The organism is Pseudomonas sp. PP3, from assembly GCF_905336995.1.
Classification (GTDB): domain Bacteria; phylum Pseudomonadota; class Gammaproteobacteria; order Pseudomonadales; family Pseudomonadaceae; genus Aquipseudomonas; species Aquipseudomonas reinekei.
In genome coordinates, this window is the sequence record NZ_HG995459.1 from 3,747,150 (window position 1) to 3,770,576 (window position 23,427).

At 62.8% G+C, this 23,427-nt stretch carries 21 protein-coding genes; 2 read left to right on the forward strand and 19 right to left on the reverse strand.

Annotation, left to right across the window (positions count from 1 at the left end):
* Nucleotides 1–10: 10 nt before the first annotated feature.
* The 19 genes from KHO07_RS16925 to KHO07_RS17015 all read right to left on the reverse strand — a co-directional run bounded on the left by KHO07_RS16925 (nt 11) and on the right by KHO07_RS17015 (nt 21,564).
* The gene (locus KHO07_RS16925; RefSeq protein WP_212624957.1) at nt 11–430 is read right to left on the reverse strand and encodes a curli assembly protein CsgF; all 420 of its coding nucleotides are present in this window, start codon (nt 428–430) and stop codon (nt 11–13) included.
* A complete protein-coding gene (csgE, locus tag KHO07_RS16930; RefSeq protein ID WP_212624958.1) occupies nt 427–816 on the reverse strand; it encodes a curli production assembly/transport protein CsgE in 390 nt (129 codons plus the stop codon). Before csgE ends, KHO07_RS16925 begins: the two co-directional genes overlap by 4 nt.
* A complete protein-coding gene (locus tag KHO07_RS16935; protein ID WP_212624959.1) occupies nt 813–1,352 on the reverse strand; it encodes a type II secretion system GspH family protein in 540 nt (179 codons plus the stop codon). Before KHO07_RS16935 ends, csgE begins: the two co-directional genes overlap by 4 nt.
* Nucleotides 1,327–1,701, reverse strand: a complete 375-nt coding sequence (locus KHO07_RS16940; protein WP_150733576.1) for a type II secretion system protein — start codon at nt 1,699–1,701, stop codon at nt 1,327–1,329. Before KHO07_RS16940 ends, KHO07_RS16935 begins: the two co-directional genes overlap by 26 nt.
* 4 nt (nt 1,702–1,705) lie before the next feature.
* Nucleotides 1,706–2,179: a type II secretion system protein gene (locus KHO07_RS16945; protein WP_150733575.1), complete on the reverse strand. Its 474-nt coding sequence runs from the start codon at nt 2,177–2,179 to the stop codon at nt 1,706–1,708.
* 2 nt (nt 2,180–2,181) lie between these two features.
* Nucleotides 2,182–4,020, reverse strand: a complete 1,839-nt coding sequence (locus KHO07_RS16950) for a secretin N-terminal domain-containing protein (protein ID WP_212624960.1) — start codon at nt 4,018–4,020, stop codon at nt 2,182–2,184.
* Nucleotides 4,017–4,526, reverse strand: coding sequence for a hypothetical protein (locus KHO07_RS16955; RefSeq protein WP_212624961.1), 510 nt, complete (start codon nt 4,524–4,526; stop codon nt 4,017–4,019). The genes KHO07_RS16950 and KHO07_RS16955 overlap by 4 nt, the downstream gene beginning before the upstream one ends.
* Complete coding sequence (locus tag KHO07_RS16960) at nt 4,526–5,074, reverse strand: GspMb/PilO family protein (RefSeq protein ID WP_150733572.1); 549 nt, start codon at nt 5,072–5,074, stop codon at nt 4,526–4,528. Before KHO07_RS16960 ends, KHO07_RS16955 begins: the two co-directional genes overlap by 1 nt.
* Entirely contained in the window at nt 5,061–5,606 is a 546-nt protein-coding gene (locus KHO07_RS16965) for a PilN domain-containing protein (RefSeq protein WP_075949265.1), read from the reverse strand. The genes KHO07_RS16960 and KHO07_RS16965 overlap by 14 nt, the downstream gene beginning before the upstream one ends.
* 1 nt (nt 5,607) lies before the next feature.
* Nucleotides 5,608–6,411 carry a hypothetical protein gene (locus KHO07_RS16970; protein WP_212624962.1) on the reverse strand — a complete coding sequence of 268 codons (804 nt, stop codon included), beginning with the start codon at nt 6,409–6,411 and terminating at the stop codon, nt 5,608–5,610.
* Nucleotides 6,392–8,098 carry a GspE/PulE family protein gene (locus KHO07_RS16975; RefSeq protein ID WP_150733570.1) on the reverse strand — a complete coding sequence of 569 codons (1,707 nt, stop codon included), beginning with the start codon at nt 8,096–8,098 and terminating at the stop codon, nt 6,392–6,394. Before KHO07_RS16975 ends, KHO07_RS16970 begins: the two co-directional genes overlap by 20 nt.
* An 84-nt stretch (nt 8,099–8,182) precedes the next feature.
* Complete coding sequence (locus KHO07_RS16980; protein ID WP_150733569.1) at nt 8,183–8,716, reverse strand: response regulator; 534 nt, start codon at nt 8,714–8,716, stop codon at nt 8,183–8,185.
* A gap of 221 nt (nt 8,717–8,937) precedes the next feature.
* On the reverse strand, nt 8,938–9,891 hold the full coding sequence (locus KHO07_RS16985; protein WP_212624963.1) for a peptidylprolyl isomerase: 954 nt from the start codon (nt 9,889–9,891) through the stop codon (nt 8,938–8,940).
* Nucleotides 9,892–9,904: 13 nt separating this feature from the next.
* Nucleotides 9,905–11,455 (reverse strand): ABC transporter substrate-binding protein, encoded by a 1,551-nt coding sequence (locus tag KHO07_RS16990; RefSeq protein WP_150733567.1) that lies wholly within the window; start codon nt 11,453–11,455, stop codon nt 9,905–9,907.
* 9 nt (nt 11,456–11,464) lie between these two features.
* The gene (locus KHO07_RS16995) at nt 11,465–12,091 is read right to left on the reverse strand and encodes an SCO family protein (protein WP_212624964.1); all 627 of its coding nucleotides are present in this window, start codon (nt 12,089–12,091) and stop codon (nt 11,465–11,467) included.
* Nucleotides 12,088–12,744 carry an SCO family protein gene (locus KHO07_RS17000; protein WP_212624965.1) on the reverse strand — a complete coding sequence of 219 codons (657 nt, stop codon included), beginning with the start codon at nt 12,742–12,744 and terminating at the stop codon, nt 12,088–12,090. Before KHO07_RS17000 ends, KHO07_RS16995 begins: the two co-directional genes overlap by 4 nt.
* A 13-nt stretch (nt 12,745–12,757) precedes the next feature.
* Nucleotides 12,758–14,710, reverse strand: coding sequence for a cytochrome D1 domain-containing protein (locus KHO07_RS17005; protein WP_212624966.1), 1,953 nt, complete (start codon nt 14,708–14,710; stop codon nt 12,758–12,760).
* A gap of 191 nt (nt 14,711–14,901) precedes the next feature.
* Nucleotides 14,902–20,751: a manganese-oxidizing multicopper oxidase MnxG gene (gene mnxG / locus KHO07_RS17010; protein ID WP_212624967.1), complete on the reverse strand. Its 5,850-nt coding sequence runs from the start codon at nt 20,749–20,751 to the stop codon at nt 14,902–14,904.
* 204 nt (nt 20,752–20,955) lie between these two features.
* The gene (locus tag KHO07_RS17015) at nt 20,956–21,564 is read right to left on the reverse strand and encodes a lytic transglycosylase domain-containing protein (protein WP_212624968.1); all 609 of its coding nucleotides are present in this window, start codon (nt 21,562–21,564) and stop codon (nt 20,956–20,958) included.
* A 204-nt stretch (nt 21,565–21,768) separates the two neighbouring features.
* Between KHO07_RS17015 and gspG the strand changes: the two genes are divergently transcribed.
* Nucleotides 21,769–22,206, forward strand: coding sequence for a type II secretion system major pseudopilin GspG (gene gspG, locus KHO07_RS17020; RefSeq protein ID WP_150733562.1), 438 nt, complete (start codon nt 21,769–21,771; stop codon nt 22,204–22,206).
* 14 nt (nt 22,207–22,220) lie between these two features.
* Nucleotides 22,221–23,408 carry a type II secretion system F family protein gene (locus KHO07_RS17025; protein WP_150733561.1) on the forward strand — a complete coding sequence of 396 codons (1,188 nt, stop codon included), beginning with the start codon at nt 22,221–22,223 and terminating at the stop codon, nt 23,406–23,408.
* The last annotated feature ends 19 nt before the right edge of the window (nt 23,409–23,427 follow it).

Below are 23,427 nucleotides of genomic sequence, written 5' to 3' on the forward strand. Positions count from 1 at the left end.
CAAATGCCCGTCAAGGGGCCAGGCCATTCACCTTGATTTCCGACACTTCACCGGTCGCTCGGTCGGTCACTTCAATCGTCAGTTGCCCCGAGTCGTCGAGGACGTTGACGATGAAAGCGTCCGTGGACAGGCTTCCGGTATTGCCGGTGGAGATGTTGTCCAGCAGCTGCCCCAGCAATCGCGATTGCAACTGGCTGCTGAAGCGTTCCAGGGCCGAAGTGCCGGTCAGGGCGGCGCGGTCCTTCAAGTCAGGGTCGTCATAGTCGTTCTGCGCCTGGGCGTTGTTGAGCAGCCAGGTGCCGTTCAGCGGGTTGCCGCCAAACGATGGATTGATCGGCGTGTAGACCAGCTCCGTGGCCTGGACCAGGCCGTAACTGCCGAGGCCGAGCAAGCACAAACCGGTGCGCTGCAAGAACGTTTTCGTTTTCATAGTTCGTCCCTCTCAAGGTCCGTTGTGTCCTGCAACAAGGCTTCCAGCTTGCGCTGGACAATCTGCCCGCGTACCCAGTCGGCGGCGGCATAGGCCTCGTCCTTGAGCTCCACGGTGTTCGGCGGCAGGAAGCGCCGATAGACCAAACGCTGTTGAAATTCCACGGTCACCAGGCTGCCCCAGCGAGCCGAAGGTCGTTCGCGAACCACCAGGTTGAAATCCATCGGACTGGTGGCGCGCAGGCGTTCACTGAACGAGTAATAAAAGTCGTGGCCGATGTGCGAGATCGTGTCGTCGATGATGAAGCCGAGCATCTCGTCCTCTTCGCTGGCCGAAGCCGCTGAGGTGCACAGCACCAGGATGAACGCCAGGCAGAATTTGTTCATGGCTGCGCCGCCTGTGGCTGTTGCGACAAGCCTTTGGCCGGGCCGGAAGCGCCGTCGATAAAGGCTTTCTCGGCCACGAACTGCCAATCCTTGTAACTGGCCATGCCGTTGAAATCCGACCATTGCGCGGGAAAATCCGCCTGCTTGAGCGGCTTGTCCGTGGACGGGCTGCTGATGCCGGTGATGCGTCCGTCGAAGCCGCGCATCAGGAACCATTCGCCGCCGCCAATCGGGTCGGGATACAGCTGGCGGATGTGGTGTTTGGCACCGGGAAAACGCTCGTCCTGCAACAGGTCGGCGAGTTCTTTCGGGTACTGCGCCAGGCCTGGCGAACTGCGGTAATAGCTGCGCAGCGCCTGGGCATACTGAGTGCCGACCCACAGCAACTGACGCTCGCGGTCACGGCGCGAAGCGGTGGACCACAACTCGCCGGCACTGGCCAGGCCCATGCCCATCACCATGATCAGGAACAGCACACCCAGGTAGGTGAAGCCGTCTTCTGACGCCGGCTTACCACTCGGAATAAAGGCTGCCATCACGCGCCCTCCCTGTGGAACCGCTCTTGATATCGGCGACGCCGCCGGCCACGCCGTCAGGCGGTGCAACCATGACCCAGGCATCTTTGCGCTCGGCAATCGGGTCCATCGGTGAATTGCGCAGGTAACGCTGCTCGACCAGTTGATCGATGGAATCGGGATAACGCCCGGTGTCGCCGTAGTAGTGATCCAGCGCCTCGCGCATGGCCGACAGGCTCTGGCGCAAGGTGGTCTCTTTCGAGGCCTCCAGGCTGTTGAAATAACGGGGCAAGGCGATGGTCATCAGCGTCGCGATGATTGCCATGACCACCATCAGTTCGAGCAGGGTAAAACCCTTTTGCCGGCGCATATGCTCACCACTCCCGGTACGCGATGCCGTTGAGACCCTTGCCCCGGGCCTTGGAATAAACGTCGAAGACGTCTTCACCTTCACGCGGGTTTTCAGCCGTGCTGTCGTAGGAGCGCACGCCCCAGCCGCCTTCGTCGTCGCGCTTGACCGGCGCTAGCGGGTCATGGGGCACGCGCCGCAGGAAATAGAACTTGGCCCCCTTGGCGCTGCGCACGTCCCGTACACCGTCGACCAGTACTTGCAGGTTTGGCGGGTAGCCGCTGCTGTTCAGCGATTTCTCGATGTAACCGGCGTCGAATGCACGCTTGTAGGCATCGATGGCATCGCGGATCTGGTACAGCGAAGTACGCAGTTCCTGCTCTTTGCCCCGGCGCACCACGGTCTCGGTCAGCGGCGCGGCCATGCCGGCCAGCAGGCCGATCAGGGACAGCGTCACCACGACTTCGATCAAGGTAAAACCGCGTTGCGAGGCGTTCATGATCAAGGCTTCCCGACGGTGACTTGCGTGGTGACGTTGGACGCCACCGGCCGATCGATACGCTCAGGCTGGATCGCGGCGTCCATCCGACGGTCGGGTGCCTGGATGTGCATGCTGGTTTCGGTGCCGGTAGCGAATTCCATGTCCGACGGACTCTGGTAAGGCAGGTTGCGCACGATCCGCGGGGTGATCGACAGCACCAGTTCGGATTTGCTGACGTCGTCCTTGTTGCTGCCGAACAACCGGCCCAGGCCAGGAATGTCACCCAGGCCAGGAATCTTGTTGCCGGTGCTGCCATGGTCGTTGCGCATCAGGCCGGCGAGGATCTGGGTTTCGCCGTCGTGCAAGCGCAGTGTGGTCTGCGCGTTACGGGTATCGACCTGGACCGGAATCGTGCCCTGGCGGGTCGGTTCCAGTGGGGTGGCGTTACTCACTTCCAGCGCAACCTTGATCGCCACTTCGTTGTTGAGGTGCACGGTCGGCTGCACTTCCAGTTTCAAACCGACGTCGAGGTAAGTCACGCTTTCGGTGATCACCGGGCCCTGGGTCGAAGGCACCGAAGTGGCGCTGATGATCGGTACGCGCTGGCCAATGTGGATACGCGCCTGCTCGCGGTTGCTGACGCGGATGACCGGGCTGGCCAGGGTGTTGATGTCCTTGTCCTGGGCATTGATCTTGGCTTGTGGCGAGGGCGAGATGGTGATGCGGCTGGAGTTGATGCCCTTGAGTTGATCGAGAATGGTCACCGCCGAGCCGTCGCTGTTGACCACACCGAAGGTGTTCGGCCATTGCAGGCCAAGGTCGAGAATCCGCTGGGTGGCGACTTCCATCACTTCCACTTCCAGCACCACTTCCGGGTTGGACTGATCTTGCGATTGCAGGAGTTTCTCGGCCATGCGGATCGCGTCACCGGTGTCGCGCATGGTCAGGGTGTTGAGGCGTTCATCGACGAACACGTCGCGGGTCTTGAGCATGGTCTTGATCATGTTCAGCGCGGTGTTGGCATCGATGCTGGTCAGGTAGAAGGTGCGCATCACCAGCTCTTGATAATCCTTGAGCTTCTGCGGCGAGTCCGGGTAGATCAGCAAGGTGTTTTCATTCACCACTTTCTGATGCAGCTGGTTCTGTTGCAGCAGCAGCTCCACCGCGTCTTCGATGCGCACGTCACGCACGAAAATCGTGGCTTTCATGTCCGGGCGCAGGTCTTTGTCGAAGATGAAATTCAAACCGGCCACCTGGGACAGCACTTCGAAAATGGTTTTCAGGTTGGCGTCGCGAAATTCCAGGGTCACCGGTTTGTCGAGGCGGGTACGCAGTTGCGGGTAAGGCACCACGTTGCGGCTTTGCACCAGACGGATATTGCCTTGCAGTTCCAGCGCGCCCTCGTTGTTCGGGTCCAGTTCGAGGATCTGCCGCACCTGGCGTTCAGCCCCGTAGATGTCGCCCCGACGCAGGTCGCCACGGGCCAGTTCGAGTTTTTCATCGAGGCTGCGCATGTGTTCCAGCTGACGCATGGCGTCCTGGGCGCGACGGTTGTTCGGTTCGATGGTCAGCACCCGGCCGTAGCCCATGCGCGCCGAAGCGAAATCACGTTGCGTGCGGTCCATGTCGGCCTGGGTCAGCAGCGCGGTGATCGCGCGGGCACGGGCACTGTTGAGCGCGATGTGCAGTTCGGTGTCGCGAGGGTTTTCGCGCAATCCTTCCTCGATCCGGGCCAGGCCAGCTTCGTACTGACCCTGTTCGATCAGGTCAGAAGCCTCTTCCTTGGCAACCTGAGCCGAGCTGCACGCGGCCAGCCCTGCACAGAGGCAAAGGCTCATCAGCAAACGGGATTTGTTCATTGCGCGCTCCCCACAGACAAGGTCTGGGACAAATGCAGAGGCAAATAGACCAGGCTCAGTTCCAGATCGGAAATCCCCTCGATCTTCCATGTTTCGTCGATCACATCCCCCTTGCGCACGACGTAGATTTTCTCGCCGTTCTGCAAAAACACTTGCAGGTCAGTGCGATCATCCATCCGGCCAATGAACTGGAAAGGCATCGGTGGTGCAGTGGGGGCCTGCACGACCGGGGCAACGGTGACGGGTTGTTCGGTGACGCTGGCGAGCTTTGGCGCCGCCTTCCAGCTACGAGCGGCAAACAGATCGCCGGCCGGGCTCAAGTCCCTGATCGGCGCGGGCGCAGCGGAGGCGTTCGCCACTTGCCGCGCCTTGCCTTCAGCAGGCGTGGCCACGGCAGCCACCTCGACATCACTGTCGTCGACCTGTTTGAAATACTCGGGCAACCAGGTCAGCGCCGCTGCGACACCGAGGAACGCCACCCAACCCACAACGCGTTTGCTGTTCATCATGACCTCGACAGGTAAAGGGTCATGCGGATCCGGCCGTTCAGGTCGGTGTCGGCGATCTTTTTGCGCTGCAACTCGAGGTCCTCGACCACCACCGCCGGCAACTGGCGGAGCAAGGCGTGCATGAAGCGCCGCAGTTGCGGGTAGCTGCCCCGCACCGGCAGCAGAATCTGATAGCGCGCCAGGTGCGTCTTCGGATCAATGCCCAGCGAGTACTCGCCACGGGACAGGGTGATGCGTTCCTGAGCGGCCAGCGCGTAGATCTTGTCGATGGCGACGGTGGCCTGCGGCTGGGTCGGCAATTTGCTGCGGAAATCATCGAGCTGCCGCTGGGGCACCACCGGCGCAGCGACGCTGCCCTCCTCGACCTTGGCCAGATACTCACTGGCTTCGCGGGTTTGCTGGCTCAGCTGCTGCAGCGATTGCCAGTCCGGCAGCAAACCACCCAGGCCCCAGGTCAGCGCCACCACCAGCATGACCAGCCCTGCCAGGCCAGGCACACCCAGGCTTTGCAGGTATTCGTGGACAATCAATCTAGGGATTTGCATCGCCGATCTCCCAGGTAGCCGACAGGTTGAAGCGGACCGGTTGTTCCGGCACGTTGGCGACGATTTCGTGGCTGAGCAGCGACACATCGGTCAGCTCGTCGCTGGCTTCGAGGCGCCGGTGAAAGTCGAGCATCGCGTCCAGATCCCGCGCCTCGGCGCTGATCCGTACCTGGCCCTTGCGGGCGTCCGGGGTCAGGGTCAGCAAGGCGATGTTGTCCCGGGGCATCGATTCGAGCGTGGCGAACAGGCGCTCCCAAGGGCGACGCAATTGCTGCGAGACCTTGCGCATCTCGGCCAGATTCTGCGCCTGCTCGCGGGTTTCGGCCGGGGTCAGGCTGACCTTGGTGCCGGTGTCGCCGGTGAGCACGCGCTGGGCGGTTTGCAGGTGACCTTGCTGTTGCTCGGCCTCCCCGCTCAGGTGTTGCTGGATCAGGATGCAACTCAGCGCCAGCACTGCGCCCCCGGCCAGCAGGCTCCAACCCAGAGGGCTCGAGCGGCGGCGCGGCTGGAAATCGAGCATCAGCGGGCGCATGTCAGGCCACCGCCCGAGACATGACGTACAGGCAATCGCGTACGGCAGTCCGGTCCTCTTCAAGGGTGCGCACGTGCACACCGGCCACTTCAGGAGGCGAGTCGATGCGCGCCGGGGCGTGCAGGTAAACGTTCAGTGGCCGTTCGCTGGTGGAGGCCTGCAATTGGCTTTCGCGACCGATCAGCGCGGTCAGTGCTGCATCGCTGTCGCTGCTGCCGACCGAACGCACCGCCGCCCAGCGACCTTCGCGGGCCAGCAGCAGCACGCTGCGCACCGGCTCGGCGACAACGAACAGGAAGTCGCCGGCGTCGAAGCTTTTATCGAAGTGGTTGAACGCCGCCATCAGGTAGGGCTGCACCGAGCGCAGACGCAGGCCCCGACCGCTGACCAGCGTCCGCAGGCGGTCCAGCAAGTCCTGTGGCAGCGCGGTGGCGATGCGGTCGTAACCGGCCGGCTCGGCGGAGAGCACCAGGCTCCAGGGTTGGCTCACCGCACCGTAGAGGTCTTCGAAGCACAGCTGGGCAAACCCGCGAAGTTCTTCCGGACTGCTGATCTGCTCGCTCCAGGGCACCAGGCAAAAACGGCTGAAGTGCCCGGACACCACCACGGTCAATTCCGCACCGGCGCGGGTGTGTTCACCCAGCAGACGATCGAGGGTTTCCAGCGCCACGGCCCAGGCATGGAAACCTTCATCGATGAAGCCGACGCTGCCCAGCCACAGGGTTTCGCTGCCCCGACGCTGGCCGAGGCCGACACCACTGGCGCCGAGTACGGCGACATAACGCTCACGAGATAAAAGTGACACGATTGATCTCCTCGAGAGTGGTCCGGCCTTGTTGCACCAGTTCCAGGGCTGACTCGCGCAACAGGCGCAAGCCACGTTTGCAGGCATGCGCCTTGATTTTCGAAATGGGTTGGCGCTCGACGATCATCTGCCGCAGTTCGTCGTCCAGGTGCAGCAGTTCGGCAATCGCACTGCGTCCGCGGTAACCGGTGCCGCGGCAGTGGCCGCAACCCTTGCCGTGGACGAACCGGTAGTGAGCGACCTGCTGTGGATCGAGCCCCGAGGTTTCCAGCTCTTCTTCGCTCGGGACATACACACTGCTGCAACTGGTGCAGACCAGGCGGATCAGGCGCTGGGCCAGGACCGCGTTGAGAGCGCTGACGAGGCTGTAGGGGTCGATTTCCATCTGGGTGAACCGGCCGATCACGTCGAACACGTTGTTGGCGTGGATGGTGGTGAACACCAGGTGACCGGTGAGTGCCGATTGCACGGCAATTTGCGCGGTGTCCGGGTCGCGGATTTCACCGACCATGATCTTGTCCGGGTCGTGACGCAGGATCGAGCGCAGGCCCCGGGCGAAGGTCAGGCCTTTCTTTTCGTTGACCGGAATTTGCAGCACGCCCGGCAGTTGGTACTCGACCGGGTCTTCGATGGTGATGATCTTGTCCACGCCGTGGTTGATCTCAGTGATCATCGCGTAAAGCGTGGTGGTCTTGCCGCTGCCGGTGGGGCCGGTGACCAGCACCATGCCATAGGGTTCGGCTGCCAGTCGGCGCAGTTGGCGCAGGGTTTCTTCTTCGAAGCCCAGGGCCTGCAGCTGCACGCCGCAGACCTTGTCGGCCAGGTCCTGTTTATCGAGCACCCGCAGCACCGCGTCTTCACCGAAAATGCTCGGCATGATCGACACCCGGAAGTCGATCTGCCGACCACTGATGCCGATCTTGAAGCGACCGTCCTGGGGCACGCGTTTCTCGCCGATGTCCAGCTCGGCCATGACTTTGACCCGGGAGATCACCTGTTCGGCAAACTCATTGCCCTGGATTTTGCTGATGTTGTTCAACACGCCATCGATGCGGTACTTGATCACCAGACCGCTGCCGGTGGTGCCCAGGTGGATATCGCTGGCGTGCATTTTCAGCGCGTCATAGAGGGTCGAGTTGACCAGTTTGACCACCACGCTGGAGTCTTCGCTGATGCTGGTCAGGGACAGGCTTTGCAGGTTATCGATCTCGGCGCCGGTGTCGCTCTGGGCGTTGAGCGATTCCACCGCGTGGAAGCTCTCTTCGTGGCGCGCCAGGTAGGCTTTCAGATCGTCGGCATGCACCAGGTACAACGCCGCGCCGTGCAGGCAATCGTCAATCCAGGCCAGGCGTGCGGTGTCGAAGGGGTCGGCAAACACGCCGATGACCGCGTCGTCGTGACGCAGCAGGGTGAATTCGCGCTTGAGGCATTGGGCCAGGGTGACCCGGTCGAAAACAGGGGTGGATTGAAACAGGCTGTCGGTGTCGAGCACCGGATAGTGCAACGTGGCGCCAAGGCAGTGGATGAACGGCATCGGGGCCAGTTCACTCAGTTCTCCGAGAGCCTCCAGCATGCGTTCGCCGGAAGTGGCGGCCAGTGCCCGCGCCTGGGCCAATTGCTCACTGGTAAACCGGGTCGGTACACAATCCAGCGGCGCAGCATCGACGACAAGTGATAGACGGTCCATGGCTTGCTCTCCAACGCCCGGGGCTTTGAGCCCTGTCGGCGCGGCGAGCCATTTCGGTGGAGGCCGGAACGTCTTGTCGCGCCACTACTCCCCGGTGAGCAATTGTTCGTCGTCTGGCGCTGTCGAGACCGTGGAACTTCGTCGGCGATCTGCAAGCACCCAACTACCGTCGTACAACTGCAGCGGGAAACTTTCGGTCCTGCTCTGGCGTCGTTCGACGAATCCTTCGGAAATGCTCGCACCTGCTCTGGGTTCGCGCTCCCTCCCTAGAAGGTCCAGTACTGCCCGGGCCAATTCCGCCAATGGAAACGGTTTGAACAGGATGTGGCTGACTCCCAGTTGGTGCGCCCGTTCGCAAACTTCTGCGGTGGGGTGCCCGGTGATCAGCACAAAATGACAGTTCCTGTTCTGGCGGACGGCATCGAGCACCTCAAAGCCTTCCATATCGGGCAAGCGGTAATCGAACACCATCACATCGGGTGCGAAATCGTTAGCTTCAGCGATTCCTTGTGCACCGTCGTGAGCAATCCGGACGTCCAACTCTTGCGCCTGCAGGTAACCCTGGAGGTTTTCTGCAAGAAGTTGTTCGTCGTCAACAACCAGTACTTTGTTTAACAAGGTGGACTCCTTGAAACCGCAGGTCCGAATACCGAGCCTGATGGAGTGCGCGCCTTGAGAGGTCTAACGCACACTTCATGCCAGGCTGAGCGCCGGTAATTTTATGCATTCATGTCCTTGAATTTAAAAGCAATGCCATTATGCCCACAGGCCCCGTCCCCCAAAAGCGGGGAAAAGCGAACGGATGTGCATTGATGCTTTCCCCCACTGTTGGGGAATGCTCAATCGTCGTCAACCCGTTCGATTCGATTGCTGGAACGCAGCTGTGCCAGCGCCTGCAGGCGGGCCTGGACCTGTTTCTGTCGGGCAAGGTAAGCCCGAACCATGTCAAGTCCCTGCTCTCGTGTGACATCGGCTGCCTCCATTCGGTTCTGTACATAAATCAGATGCCATCCCACCGCTGTGCGCACCGGCTCACTGACCGCTCCCGGCGCCAGGGCAAAGGCCGCGGCCTCGAACTCAGGCAGCATGCGCCCCCGCGAAAAATAGCCCAGATCACCCCCCTCGCTGGCCGAAGCGTCTTCGGAACCGGCCCTGGCGACACTGGCAAAGTCTGCCCCGGCATTGATGCTCGCTCGCATTTCTTCCAAGCGTAGCCTTGCCGCATCAACTGTGGAAGCCTGCGCCCCCTGAGGCACTTTGATCAGGATATGCCTGGCCTGCACTTGCTCGGGCCGGTTCATTTCGGCGCGATGCTCGGTAAAAAATGCCTGCACCTCTTTCTCGTCCGGTTCGCTGACTTTGGTCAGTTCGGCAAACATCTGCTGGGCCGCCAGGTCACGGCGGGTGTATTCGATGTAGGTCGCTTCATCGAAACCGGCGTCCTCCAGGCGCCGGGCGAATACCTCGGCACCACCGAAGGCCTGACGCGTCTGGTCGACCTGGCTTTGCACCGCGGCATCGCTGACCACCACGCCGCGCTTGACGGCCTCCTGCCAGAGCAATTCTTTATCGATCAAGGCATCCAGGGCGGCCTTGCGCAATTGCTTGTACGCCTTGGGATTGCGGATGCTGCCCAGCGCGCGGCCCTGATCTTCCAGGTACTCGACGAAATAGCGCTCCAGGCGCAACTGGGAGATTTCCTCGCCATTGACCCGTGCCACGGCCGGCCCATTGCTGCAAAACGCGGCGGGAACCCATAACGTCAACAGCACCAGCAATGTCTTGAGTGTCATGTTCGGCCTCCGGTCAGGGCATGGCGGCGATGGGTTTGTACGGTGCGACCAGATAAAAGCGCTGGTCAGGCAGGTCCACGGTGACAATATGCGCGCCGCTCAGGCCCAGTCGGCGGCCCGGTCCGAAGCTGATCAGCGGTGTCAGGCCGGTATCAAAGTCATGCAGGCCTTCAAGGGCCGTGATCAGTTTCTCGCGGCTGGCATCGCGCCCGGCCTGCTTCATGCCTTCACTGAGCAACATCATCGAGCTGACGGCGCCGACCTGCAGGACCGCGTGTTCACCACCGAGCTTTTGCCGTTCGCGCAACTGGGTCAGGGCCAGGCGTCCGGCTATCGTCCAGTCGCTGGGCACGAACGGATAAGCCAGAAACACCCGTCGGGAAAAACCGCTGGGCACTTGCAACAGGTCACCCGCCACCTGATTCGACGCGGCAAACAGGTAGGGCACCTGCCCCGCCGTTTGCAGACGCTCGGCCAGTTGGCTGAAACCGCCGCTGCTGCCCATGTAGAACACCGAACGCGAGCCCAGGGGCAGTTCGTCCTGCGACGACGCGTAGGGTTGCAGGCGCACTTTCTGCCAGGCGTTGTCTTGCAGGTACTGCGCGAGTTTTTCCGCCGCCTGCCGCTGGCCGGGCTCGTCCGGATAGGCGATCAGCGTCGGCCCCTGCAATACCCGCAGACTGGCGGCGGCGTAATCGGCCAGGGCGATCATCTGCTCACGCAGCCCCGGCAGCGGTTCGAAAATCTGCCGACTGAGCTGGGCCGAGCCTTGCAATGACAGCGGTCCGATCAGCGGCACACCGGCCTGCTCCAGGCGCGGCGCCAGCTCGTTATCCAGCACCGGCACCATCGGTGCGATCAGGGCGAACACCTGTTCCTGGTCGATCAGTTGGTCCAGCGCCTGCTCGGCACTGGCACGGTCCGGCCCGGGATCGAGAATGGTCAGGCGCAACTGTCGACCGTGTATCCCGCCTGTTTCGTTAATCCGCGCGACGCTGCCCCGCAGCACCGCCGCCACGGTGGCGCCCTCCTCGCTCAAAGGCCCGGTGCTGGGCAACAACGTGCCCAGATGCAGACTGTCGGGGCTCAGACCCGGATCGCGCTCATCGGCCAGGCGCTTGAGGTACGCCGTGAGGTTGCGTTGATCACTCATCGACAGCACGAACCGCGGCATCGCCGGGTCGAGCCGATTGTTGCCCGGGTCGCGCCCTTCCTGGATCGCCCGGGCCAAGGTGCCTTCGGTATACGCCGGGTAAGCGCGGCCGTTGATGTGCTGCTGGCCATAGGTGCTGGTCAGCCGCGACCAGGTCAGGTCCGGCGGTCGTACGCCACCCTCGGGTCGGCCCAGGCCATCGTTGCCGTGACAATTGGCACACGGCAGGCTGCTGGCCGGCAGCAACATGCCGGACGCCCCGACCCGGGCCATGATCGGCTCACCGCTCGCCGACACCCCCTCGCGGTACAGCCGCTTGCCCGCACTTTCGCTGGAAGTCAGCGCCAAGGCGTGGGTGGCGCAGCTGATGCCACCGAGGAGGAACAGGCCGAGGATGAGGGCGTTTTTCATGGCGCGTACTCAACGGCCAGCCACGGGCATCGTCAGCAACTGCAAACGCTGGGCAATGGCGGCGGCCGGGGCATCAGGGCGGATTTTACTCCAGCGTTTGTTGGCCACATCGCCCACGATCAACTGGGTGGAGTGCTGCTCGGGGCTCGGGATCACCTGGCCGATACGGCCCAGAACGAGGTCCATTTGCGCTTTGTCGCCGGTAAGAAAAAGCCAGTGGGGCCCATCGACGCCCTGCTTCAAGGTGTAAGCCTTGAGTACCGCCGGTGTATCGCGCAGCGGATCACTGGTAAGGGAGATAAAGGTGATGCCGTCCGCCTTGTCGCCCAGCGCTTCTCGTACTTCCTTGAGCTTTTGGGTGATCAACGGGCAGGCATCGGTGCAACTGGTGAAAATCACATTGAGCAGCACCACGCGGTTTTGCAGGGCATCGCTGTAGAAGCGCAGGGTGTTGCCGTTCTGGTCCTGCAACGGCGTGTCGGTGAACCAGGTTTTCGCATCGCGGGTGCCGCTCGCCGGTTGCGCCGCGGCTGTCGCGGTAGCGGGTGCCGATTGCTCATGTCCCTCATGGGAAAACGCCAGAAAACTGATCAGGCAAAAGCACATGGTCAGGAATATCAAGGCGAGCGCTTTCATGGCTGATGCTCCATGGCGATGGCGGTGTGTTTGGCATGGGCGTTGCGTTCGCCGCTGAGTTTCTCGACTTCACGGCTCAACACCATCGGATCAGTGAAGCCGTAGAAGCGGGTCCAGTGGCGACTGTTGCCGTCACCCACGAGGATCAACGGCTGGTGACTCTTGAAGTCACTGCTGAACGAGCCCAGGCCCTTGAGCGTTTCGCTGACCGACTGCGGTGAGCCGGTCAGCCAGCTCCAGCCCGGCCCTTTCTGGAATGTGCGGGCGTAGTCGTTCAGGCGTTTGGCATCGTCGCGCTGAGGGTCGATGCTGATCGACACCAGCTGCACCTCGGTGCCGACCCGCGCCCCGAGCTGTTTCTGCACCTTGCCCATGATCGAAGACACCACCGGGCACACCGTGGTGCAACTGGTGTAGATGAAGCTCATGACCACGATCTTGTTGCTGATCAGGTCTTGTTCCAGGCGTACGCTCTTGCCGTTCTGGTCCACCAGCGCCACGTCGGCGAACTTGACCTGGGCGCTCTCCGAACTGGCGCTTTTGGCCGGCATGTTGTGCCCTGCGTGTTCATCCGCCGAGTGGGCCAGGGCCTGTCCGGTACCGACGGCCAACAGGCAGAGCGTCAGCAGTCCACGATGTGCAAATCGGTTCATGTCGAAGTCCTCTTCAATGAGCGGCGTCGGGCAGCACCCGCACGCTGGCAAAAGTCTGGTCGCCGAATTCCGCGCCCAGGGACGCCGCACGCACGTGCAGGTACCAGGCGCCTTTCTGGTCAAGGGTCACCGGGGCTTCATACACGCCGTTGCCGACGTCCAGTGCCGCAACGGTCTGAGGCCGGGAGGACGGTGCCAGGAAGTAACGCACCTGAACGTCCTTGACCCCGCTGCGCTCAACCTTCTGCTTGCCCTGCACGATGCGGAAACGCACCACGTACGGGCTGCCCAGGGTGGCGGTGGTTTTGTCGAGCAGGAACTCCACTTTCGCGGCGCCCACTGGCTGAGCGATCGCCGGGTTGGCCTGCACCACGGTGTTGAAGCAGTGGATGATGTTCGGCTGATTGAGCAGGAACGCCACGTCGAAGCGCCCTGCCGACGGCAACTGGATCCGCGCGCTGTACAGCCCCGGCTCGACCTCGCGCAGGCTGCGGTCGATCACCATCGCCGCCCGCGCCACTTGCCCGCGATTGGGGTAGCCGGACATCGGCGCGTTCATGCCCTCGGCGTAGAAGTACGTGGTGTTGTCGGTCGGGTTGACCACAAACACCGCGTTGTCGTCCCGCGACACCGCCAGGCTCGACGCCAGCGGCAGGTCACCGGCCAGCCGTGGCGGCTTCGGCCCGGCTTCGAAGCCCTGGGTGATCGGCTTGCGGCCTTCGCCCAGGGAGGCCAGGTTGATCATCGTCACCTTGGGCGAGGCCAGGCCGCGGATGTAGGCGTAGGCTTTGGTGAAGACCACTTGATAGGGTTCGGCAGACACTTCCAGTTCATGGATCAGCGAGTCGTTGGCCGCGTCGATCACCGAGGCCTGGTTCTCCAGGGTGTTAAGCACGATGCCGAACCGGCCATCGGCGCTGAACCCCATCGGGCCGAGCCCCTGCTTCACCTTGATCACCCGGCGCACCGCCTGGCTCGAGGCGTCGACCACGGTCACCGTGCCGTCCTTGCCATCGGCCACATAGGCCGCACCGGACAGCGGCGAGTACGCCACCGACAACGGGTGCGAACCGGTCTTGAGCTGTTTGCTGATGGTCAGGCTGGCGATATCGATGATGCTCACGGTGCCGTCGTCGCGGTTGGTGACGAAGGCAAAACGGCTGTCCTTGCTGAAGGCGATTTCGTGATGGCCGCCCCCGGTGGGCAAATGCTTGAGGGTCTTGAGGCTGCGGGTATCGATCACCGTAACCCCGGATTGCCCGGCGTCCTTGGCGTTGTTGCCCACCCACAGCAGGCGTTCGTCCGGTTGCAGCACCACGCGCACCGGGTTGTTGCCGGCGGCAATGGAGTCGATCACCTTGAATTGTTCGCTGTCGATCACCGCCACTTCACCCGCGCCCGGCATCGAGACGAACACGCGCTTGTTATCGCGCGGGGTCACCCAATCCATCGGCGCTTGCTTGATGTCGATGCGCGCCATGGTGCTGGTGATGCCGCCGACCGACACCGACGGGTCCACCACCGAAATGCTCGCATCGCGGTTCATCACCAGCAGAAAGTAGCTATTGAGGTCGAGTAACGGCCGTGCGCCGATGCTCGACTTGAGGAACACCCCGACCCGGGATTTGCAGCTCTTGTCACGCCCCTGGGCGAGGTCGGCGGCCACCGCTTCCGGATCCAGCCAGGCGCCGGGAGCGACGCCCGCCAGCGGTTGGCCGGAGGCCTTGTCGGTGACCCGGAATTGCACGTCAGCGAACTCACCTTCGCGCAGTACGCCATCGTCGGCCAGTGGCCGTACCTGCATGGCCACCGATACGCCGTCCCGCTCAAGTGTCTGGCCGGTCCAGGTGTCGGGCAGCGCCACTTCGCTGAGCAGGGTTGGCGGTGTCGTACGCGATACCCCGAGCCAGATCAACGCCCCTGCGACAACGAGCGCACAACTGGCGAAAGTGATGGTCCTGTTCATGGCAATACTCCCCTTCAGATCTGTGTCTGCCTATCCAGCATGCCTGCCTTTGTGACGAGGGAGCTTGCTCCCGCCGGGCTGCGCAGCGGCCCCAAAACTTTTGCAATCAATGCAGATTTTGTGAGTGCGTTGCACTCAAGCGGGAGCACGCTCCCTCGCCACAGATCGTCATGACTTACTCCCTCTCCCGGCTACGGCGCAGGCGCCGGCGCCGGTTCCGGCTCGTTGGTCACTCGCAACAGCCCCCACAACCCGGCGGTATTACCGAAGGACGCGTTGTCGCGGTACAGGTAGTCCCCCGCTATCGCATTGCTGCCCCCGGCGCTTGGGTGCATGAAGCTGAAGTGCGCCGCCGGCAACACGCTTTCCCGGGCGCCGATGTACATCGACATCGGGTTGAGCCCGAACCTCACCGAGCCCACGCCTGGCTTGCCCATCGGGTAACCACCCAGATCGCTCTTCTCCGACTGGAACGGGTTGACCGACCAGACGTGACCGTCGAGCTGGAAGGTCGAGCCGCGACTGCCACCGGACGGCATCAGGATGTGCGTGCGGAACGGTTGTCCCGGTTTGACGTAGAACACCGGGGTTTGCGGATCACTGCCCACCAGGGCGTTGCTGTAAGCCATGTGCGCGTTTGGCACGTCGCCGAAGGTGCCAGGGCTGCCGGCGTGACCGAACGGCGCATCCGGGGCCAGGCCGAAGCGGAACCACATCGGTTCGATCTTGTAGTTGATGGCCATGCTGGCGTTGTCCTTCGGATCGTTCGGTACACCGTTGCCTTCCGCGGCAATGCCTTCCACCGGCCGGCCATTGGCCCAGCGCGTATTCAAGGCGCGCTGCCAGACCATCGCGAAATCGCGGTAAGTGGTCTGGCCCGACGCGGTCACCGTGGCCGAAGCGCGCTTGGCATCTTCAACCCAGGTGGATCCGATCGGCAGGACACTCATCGCACCGCCCAGGCCTTTTTGCGGTTGCTTGATCACGTCCGCCGGGGTGAAGTTCAAGCCGCCGAACTCCACCGCCGTGGCGTTGATGTTGTCGACGTTGCGCCCCAGTTGAGTGATCGGTTTGCCTTCACGCTCCAGGTGCCCGGCGTAGTACTGGTAGGTACGGGTCGGGTACGCGCCGGTGGTGCCGACGCGCGGTGGCACGGTCTGGGTCGGGTTGGCGCCGACGTTGGCACCGTCGGATTTGGTGATGTCATAGGCCAGCAGTTGTGCGTGCAGGCCGACGTGGCTCGATGGCCGCAACAGGTTGTTGTTGAACGTGGTCGAGCCCATCCCGTCGTTGCGGTCACGCTTGGCCAGGCCTTGCATGATCGCGGTCTGGGCCAGGTCCGGCATGACGCTCGGCAGACGGTTTTCCAGGGTGATGTTGATGCAGTCACCCGCCGCTGCACGCAGGATCAGCGGTTCGACAGGCACACCGGGTTTCAGCTTGCCAGTGACCGGATCGAGGTCGCCCTTGCGCACATACAGGATGGCGGTCGGGTCGTGCAGTGGGCCGCTTTGCCCGCCGATGGTGAAGGTCTCGCCATCTTCAGGATCGTTGATCGTGACCTGCGGAATGCTCATCGGCCGCGAATTCAGCACCAGGGTGCCGCCCGCCGGTTTCAACGGCCCGCCGACATGCTGGCCGATACCCGCCGGGTCATCGATGGACAGGCCCAACGGATTGCCGAGGATGTCGTTGGCCAGGGCCGCGACCACTTCATAGTTGCGTTGCACGGTTGGCCGGGTGCCGATGCCGTTCGGGTTGGCGCCATAGCGTGGGCAGATGCCGTCGAACGCCACGGTGTTGCGCATGCCGGTCGGTTTCGGATTGCTCGGCACGGCAAACAGGTCGCTGCGTTGCGCGGTGTAGTTGCGCATCACACCCCAGATGCCGTTCCAGTAACCCTCGATGGACGCGTCCATGGTGTACAGGTAGTCACCGGTGGTCGCCGCCGAGCTCGAGATCATCGACACCGGCGCATTGAAGCCCATCTGCTCGGAGATACCGACCATCTGCGACGCGCGCCAGCCGGAGTTGGAGCTGTTGCCGAAGCCGGAACCGCTTTGCAGCCACTTCACGCCGTGCAGGGTGACGTTGTGCTCCTCTTCATGACCACCGGCATGCACCCGCAGCCGCACGTTGTCACCGGTGTAGGTGCGCAGCATCGGCGTGAACGGATCGCCCGGCTCGGCGCCGCCCTTGTTGATGTGCGGCGGGAACAGCGTGGTACCGCCGGTGGGGCCGGTGGCCGCGGTGATCAGGTTCGGCGCCAGGTTCATCGCCGGAATCGCACGGTCGGTACGGCTTTGCATGGCGTACGCGAGGTCGCCACCGAGGCCATCGGCCTGCATGCCGCGCTTGCCGTCCGGGCCGACCTTGTTCGGGTCGTACACCCGCAGGGCCAGTGGTTCGTTGCGATAGTTGACGACGAACATGCCAGGGTCATCCACCGAGATCGCTTGCGGGCATGGCCGGCTCGGACAGCCTGGCTTCACACCGCCGCGCAGCTCGACCACCGCTTCGAGCAACTCGCTGGTGTTGTCGCGTACCGGCGGGTTGATGGCGTAGCGGAAGCTGTCGGCCGTGGCCGGGAACGCTTGCGGGTTCGGCACGCCGTCAGGGCCGGCGCCCACGTACACGCCGGCTTCATAGGCGTGCTGGAAGTCGCTGTATTCGAGGAAGAACTCGCGGAAGCTGTCGTTCTTGCCGTCGCCATCGAGGTCACCGGTAGAAATCACCGCTTGCCACGAGGTCGGCCCGCCGTCCTGCCGCGCGCCGTTGTACAGCGGCTCGCCGGTTTCGGCATGGAACCAGGTGGAACCGGCCGGTTCAGCCAGGACAGTGGCGTACAGGCCAATCTGTTGGTGCGTCGATGGGCCGAGGTGGTCGTGGGTGAAGATGGTGCCCAGGCCACGGTCGACGCCATAGGTGTTCACCACCGGATCGACGAACCAGCGCTGCATCGCCGTACGCGCGCCCACCCAATCGGCCCGGCCATATTGACCGAAGAACGGGTGATTCTTGGCTTTCGGACAGGCCGGTGTGCCATCGCGCGGGTCGGTACCTTCACACTGGTTGAACTCGCGAATGGCCTGGATGCGTTCCTGCACCGCACCAGGAGAAAGGACGCCGTCCTCGTAGTTCCAGCCGTTGGACGAACCATCGGCGGACACCAGATCCCACTTCGGCAGGTGAATATGCTGACCGATCACGTCGGTCGGCGTGCGCACTTGATAGTCGTCCATCTCATAGGTGGCCGGCACCAGGTTGGTTTGCTGGTACTGCACGCAATCGAAGGTGTTCATGCGCATCACCAGAGGCTCTGGCGGACGCTGCTTGGTGATCACCGGCCAGGCGTCTTCCCACAGCGCCAGGATGCGCGCTTGCGGGAAGTGATAGCCGACCTTGTTGTACACCGCATCGAACTGGATGTTCGCCGCTTTGTAGACCCGTGGACGGTCGGCGGTGAAGGTCGAGGCGCCGATGAACGACATGCCGTCCAGACGCTCGCCACTCATGAACTCACCGGTGCCGGCGCTGCTGGTCAGGCGTTTTTGCCGGTCATCCATGCACGGTTCGTAGTACGGCGCACCGGCCACCGGCAAGGCGCCGTTGGTGCGGAAGTTGCGCGCCACGATCTGGTTGCCGGGCAACAGGGCGAAGCTTGGGTGGTCTTTCTTCGCGTGGAAAGCCATGGCCGCCTGTTCGACTTCGGTGCCCTCCTCAGGCAGGTAAATCGGCTTGGCCCGTGTCACTGACTTGGAGAAATCCAGCGACGTGGTGACCGTTTCGGCTTCGCCACCCTCGGACACACCGCCCAGGGCATGGCGCGGCAAACCGCCGTCCCAGCCACCGGACTGATTGGGGTCGAGGTCGGCCCACAGCGCTTTGCCACTGGCTTTCAAGGCTTGCGCGGTGGCGGCATCGAGCATGTCCAGCGGTGGCGTCGGTGGGCGTTGGCCGACCGAACTTTCCATGCCGCCGATCCAGAATGGATAGCCAGGGTTTTTCAGGGTGCCATCGGCGTTGCGGTTGGCTTCGCTGCGATCGACCAGCGCCAGCGAACCAATGGCTCCGGTCACACTGCCGCCATGATGCTCGCCGTCGTCGTCGCCTTCTTCTTCATCATCGTCATCGTTGGCAGCCACCAGGGTTTCGCCGATTTTCGGTACGACTGCGACTTTGCCAGGCATGGGCGGCATGGCCTTGCCGGGCAGCGGGACGATCGCCGGAATGGGCGTACCGGCAACAATTTCACCATCGGGCAACGCCCGTGCGTCCACCGCCGGTTTGCCGCTGCGCAGGGCATACGGTTCGCTGTGGAAACCATCGGCGCCCTGTTGCGACACTTCAAGCTTGGTGCCTTCTTCAAACACATCATGCACACGCCACATGGCCCACATGCCCTGGGCGAAGTGCGGGTAGAAGTGGCAGTGATAAATCGCGTCGCCTGCCACCCGGTTACGGTTACCCGAACCGCCGTTGGCGATTTCATAGGTGTAGCCGGCGCCCGGCCCGATGCCTTGGGCATCCACGTAGTCGGAGTTGTCATCGTTGGGGTTGAACAGCCACTGATGGCCGTGCAAGTGGAAGATGTGGTGCTCGTAGCCGTTGTGCGTGTTGCGGAATTTGACGAAGTCACCGATGTAGCTGTGGGCGACGTTCGAAGGCTCCGACGGATACAGCGCCGTGGTCGCTTTGATCCCGACCTGGTCGGCGTTCGGCGTCTGGCCGGGGGTGATGCCTTCCAGCCCGGCGTTGGCCGGTACGTCCACCAGCATCGCCACGTCGCCGACGGTGTGGGCACTGAGGAAGAACTCTTCATAGGCGCAGGACAGGCAGTCGTGCATCGGCCCCACGCCCAGGCGGTTGGCGAGCACCTCGGCCCCCATGCCACCGGCGCCATAGTTGATCATGAACGAGTCGCGGGTCGGCTCCAGCACATGGGCCATCACCGGGTCTGCAAAGTAAGCGGGGAACGCTTGGGTCACGGCGGTTTCATCCTGGAACTGCGCGGAGAAATCGCGGAACGGCTCCAGCCGGTTGGGGATCGCCGGGTTGCGTTTGCCCAGGGCTTCCAGTGGGTAGGTCGAAGCCGGGAAACTGCCGTCGGCGTTGCTGCCCATGACGATGGCATCGGCTTCGCTGGAGACGATTTCATTGCCGTCGACCATGTTGATGATCGGCTTGCCAGCCTTGCCTTCACGGATCCACGGCTCGCGCTGCGGATAGCGCGCCTGGTAATCGACGATCGGTTGACCGGCCGGTGTGCGCCCGGTAGTGGCCAGGCGCATCTCTTCTTCGGTGAGGGTGTTGCGGTAACTGCGACCGCCCTTGGGCATCACCGCCACCTGGCCGAACAGACCGTTGGCGTTGTTGCCAGCCGCGCCTTCGCCACCGAAGGTCGCGCCACGGCTGCTCACCGTGAACGCACCTTCGCGCTCGGCGTACAGGGTGTACGAGCGGCTGGCGCCGGGGGCGACCAGGCTGTTGGCGTTGCGTCCGGTATAGGACGAGATGTCATCGATGCTGTTGACCGCTTGCATGCCGTTGACCTGGAAGCCGACGTGGCGGTCAGCCACTTGCTCATCGGCCTTGAACTGCTGTTGGCCGCCACCGATTTCGATGCCTTCCTCCTCTTCACCCTCCTCCTCTTCGCCACCGTTGCTGTGGGAACCGGGGTTGGCCTGGTAGGCCAGCAGGTTTTGCAGGTTGACGGTCAGGCAGTCACCGGCAGCCACCCGCAGCGTCAGCGGACGCGGACGCTTGTCAGGTCGCAACGACACTTTGCCCGGCACGGCCGCGCCTCCTTGCTCCAGGGACACCTGGCGCTCATCGACCACATCGCGGCGCAGGGCGAACATCATGCCGTTGACGTTCTGCGCACCGAGGCGGTTGAACATCAACGGCTGGTCCAGCGCCACGACGTTGGCCACCAGGTTGCGTTCACAGCGCACAGCGGCTTCGGAAATTTCGATACCGAGCATCGAAGTGACCAAAAGCAACCAGGGAAGGATTTTTGGAGCGTGGTAAATGCCGGTCATGATCACGGGCCTCACTGTGGGTGCTCACAGGGAATAATTCTCGACAAATCCTATTGAGCAAACTGCATGCCATAAAAATTTTTCATGCTTTTCAAAAACTTGCGTTTGTCACTTCACACATCGGGGGAAATCCCCCACTTATTCCCCACTTTCTCGCCGGGGCTACCATGCCCCAATGTTGGGGCACCTTCCCGGTGGTCCCGATCACAGCGGGGCATCCACTGCCAGCCCCTGCAGGCGCCGGTACTGGCGCAAAACGCTGGGCACATAACGCTGGGTTTCGGCGAACGGCGGGATCACTCCGCCACGGCTGAGCACCGCTTGCGGCCCGGCGTTGTAGGCCGCCACGGCGAGGGCGATATCGTTGTCGAACAAGGTCATCAGGCGTTTGAGGTAGCGGGCGCCACCCTGGATGTTGGCCTTGGGGTCGTAGACGTCCTTGACCCCCATTTCGCGGGCCGTGTCGGGCATCAACTGCATCAGCCCGCCGGCGCCTTTTGGCGATACGGCGCTGGCGTTGTAGCTCGACTCGGCCTGGATCACCGCGTGCAACAGCGCCGCCGGCAGCTGGTTGTCCGTGGCCGCCGCCGCCACCAGTTCGGCATAGGGCCGGGTGGCGATCATTTGCGGTTGCTGGTCGAGGCTGACGACCGCCGCCTCGGCCTCGCGAATCACCCGCTCGTATTGGCGACCGGGGCGGTGAACGTTGGACAGGACAAAGTTGCCCTTGGCGTCCACGGAGACGAATACATCAGCCTGAACAGCGCCAGCCAGCAGCATCAAACCGAGCATTCCTGTGATGAGAGTCTTCATGGTTCTGTCTCCCCTGCCCGGCCCCGAAAAATGGGGGTAATGCCCCAATGGCCGGTCGTTTATCAGCCCTACGCAAGCACTGTGCCGAAAGCGCGAGAGGCCGTATTACGGGGGTTACAGAAGCAAGCCAGACCTTATGCAGACCTTTGCATGGCAATTGCATACGCCTTGTTGCGACCCTTCTGCCGACTGTGTGAGGTCATCATGAAACAGCGTTCGCGTGTCTTGGCTCCGCGTACTCAACGCGGGTTCACCTTGCTTGAACTGTTGGTGGTGCTGGTGGTGCTCGGGCTGTTGGCCGGCATCGTCGCGCCGAAATATTTCGCTCAATTGGGACGGTCCGAAGTGAAAGTCGCCAAGGCGCAAATAGAAGGCCTGGGCAAAGCCCTCGATCTTTATCGCCTGGAGGTCGGCCATTACCCCTCGACCGAACAGGGCTTGCAGGCACTGGTCACCGCACCCAGCGACGAAACCCGCTGGACCGGCCCGTACTTGCAGAAGAAGTTGCCGCAGGACCCGTGGGGTCGTAACTACGCCTACCGCTATCCCGGGGAAAACGGCGAGTACGACCTGTTGTCGATGGGCAAGGATGGCCAGCCCGGCGGCGAAGGCGAAAACGCCGAAGTCACCAGTTGGCAATGACGGATATGGCGACCATGCGTTTTCACCTCAAAGCGGTTGGCAAGGCCGGTGTGGTTTCAATGACCGTTGAAGCCCCCGGCCACAGCGAAGCCCGGCGCATCGCCGAAGACCAGGGCCTGCGGGTGGTCAGCCTGCACGCCGAGCGACACTGGCGGGCATTGCGCCTCAAGCAGCGCGAAACCTTCAACCTGGTGTTGTTCAGCCAGGAACTGACCACGCTGCTCAATGCCGGCCTGCCGCTGATCGACGCGCTGGAAAGCCTGGCGGAAAAAGAATCGGCGCCACAGGCGCGTAAAACCCTGAGCGAGTTGGTGCGCCTGTTGTATGAAGGCAAATCGTTCTCCCAGGCCCTGGGCCAGTTGTCGGCGGTGTTCCCTCCACTGTATGTGGCGCTGGTGCAGTCCAGCGAGAAAACCGGCGCGGTGGGTGAAGCGTTGGGCCGTTACGTCAGCTATCGCCAACGCATGGACGAGGTTCGCCAGAAGATCATCAGCGCCTCGATTTACCCGATGCTGTTGCTGGTGGTGGGCGGTGGCGTGGTGTTGTTCCTGATGGGGTATGTGGTGCCGCGCTTCAGCCTGGTGTTCGAAGGGCTGGGGTCGAGCCTGCCGTGGTTGTCGCAGATCCTGATGACCAGCGGCATGTTCCTGCACGCGCACCAGGGCGAATTCTTCGGCGCCTTCATGGCCTTCATCGTTGCGATTGCCCTGCTCCAGCGCCAGCCGTCGTTTCGCCGTGGCCTGGATCGCCTGATCGAAAAACTCCCGGCGGTGCACCAGCGCATCTTCATGTATGAACTGGCGCGTTTCTACCGTTCACTGGGCATTTTGCTGCAGGGCGGCATTCCCCTCGTCACCGCCATGGGCATGGTGCGCAACCTGCTCACCGTCGCCTCGCGATCGCGTCTGGACCAGGCCTGCGAGCGCGTGCGCGAGGGTCAGTCATTGTCGGCGGCGCTGGAACTCAATCACCTGGTGACCCCGGTGTCCCTGCGTCTGCTGCGCGCCGGCGAACAGTCCGGCAACCTCGGGCAGATGATGGAGCGCAGCGCCGACTTCTACGACGAAGAAATCAGTCGCTGGATCGAATGGTTCGTGCGGCTGTTCGAACCGCTGCTCATGACCTTCATCGGCCTGTTGATCGGGGTGATCGTGATTCTGATGTACATCCCGATTTTCGAGCTGGCCTCGAGCATTCATTAACACCTCTGGAATGGGGGCT